Source organism: Terrisporobacter mayombei (assembly GCF_020748465.1).
Taxonomy (GTDB): Bacteria; Bacillota; Clostridia; order Peptostreptococcales; family Peptostreptococcaceae; genus Terrisporobacter; species Terrisporobacter mayombei.
On sequence record NZ_JAHZMP010000023.1, the window covers coordinates 1 to 1,544 of the forward strand.

Consider the following 1,544-nt stretch of genomic DNA (forward strand, 5'->3'; position numbering starts at 1 on the left):
TCATCAACTTCTGGTATATATATTACTCTATCAGCTGATTTTTCTACTTCTTTGTTGTGCTCTTTAGCTATTGCTATAACTTTTGCTCCTCTAGCTTTAACTTCTTGCATATTTGAAAGCATCTTCTCAAATAACTGTTCTTGAGTAGCCAAAACTAAAACAGGAGTTCCCTCTTCTATTAAAGCTATTGTTCCGTGTTTTAATTCTCCTGCAGCGAAAGCTTCAGCATGCATATAAGATATTTCTTTTATTTTTAAAGAACCTTCCATAGCTAATGCGAAGTCAAGACCTCTACCTAAATAGAACATATCATTTTTATCTTTTATTTCAGCAGCTATTTCTTCTACTAATTTATCACATTCTAATACTTTTTCAACTTGTGATGGCATCTCTTTTAATTTATCTATCATTTTAAAGTATTCTTCTTCACTTATAGTTCCTTTTGTCATAGCTAAGTTTAATGCTATCATATAAAATGCTGTTAACTGTGTTGTATAAGCTTTTGTAGATGCAACTGCTATTTCTGGACCTGCCCATGTGTAGAATATGTCATCAGACTCTCTTGCTATTGATGAACCAACAACGTTAGTTATTGATAATACTCTAGCACCTTTTGCTTTAGCATCTCTAAGTGCTGCTAAAGTATCAGCTGTTTCTCCTGATTGACTTACTATTATTATTAAAGTATTTTCATCTACAAATGGATCACTATATCTAAATTCAGAAGCTATATCAGCTATAACTGGTATTTTCGCAAATTTTTCTATAGCATATTTTCCAACAAGTCCTGCATGATAAGCAGTACCACAAGCTACTATATATACTTTGTTTATTTTATCTAAATCTTCTTTAGTTATTTTTATATCGTCTAGTTTTATTCTTCCATTTTCGTCTAATCTTCTAAGAAGTGTATCTCCTACACCTTTTGGTTGTTCGTAGATTTCTTTTGCCATGAAACTATCAAATCCACCTTTAGATGCTGCTTCCACATCCCAAGTTATTTCACTTACTTCTTTTTCTACTACTTCTTTCTTTTCATTTAAAACAGTTACTTTATTTCCTTCTATGTGAACAAATTCACCATTTTCTAAGAAGTAAACATTTCTTGTATATTTTAATATTGCAGGTATATCAGATGCTACCATATTTTCATCTTCACCTAAACCTACAACTAATGGACTATCTTTTCTTACTGCAACTAATTCATTTGCATTGTCAGTACATACTACACCTAGTGCATATGCTCCTCTAAATCTTTCAGTTGCTTTATATACTGCTTCTAAAAGATTTCCTTCATAGTATTTACTTACCATGTGAGCTACTATTTCTGTATCTGTTTGAGATAAGAATTTAACTCCTTCAGATTCTAATTCAGCTTTTAATTCAAGGTAGTTTTCTATTATACCGTTGTGAACAACAGCTATAGTTCTATCCATATTGTAATGAGGATGTGAGTTTACATCTGATGGCTCTCCATGAGTTGCCCATCTAGTATGCCCTATTCCTAAATGTCCATCAATAGGATTTTTTTCTAGATCCTCAGC

1 protein-coding gene is annotated in these 1,544 nt (G+C 31.9%); it reads right to left on the reverse strand.

From position 1 onward, the window contains the following. Positions 1-1,544, reverse strand: a 1,544-nt coding sequence (glmS, locus tag K0039_RS20005; protein WP_228106757.1) for a glutamine--fructose-6-phosphate transaminase (isomerizing), incomplete at both ends; no start/stop codon positions are given.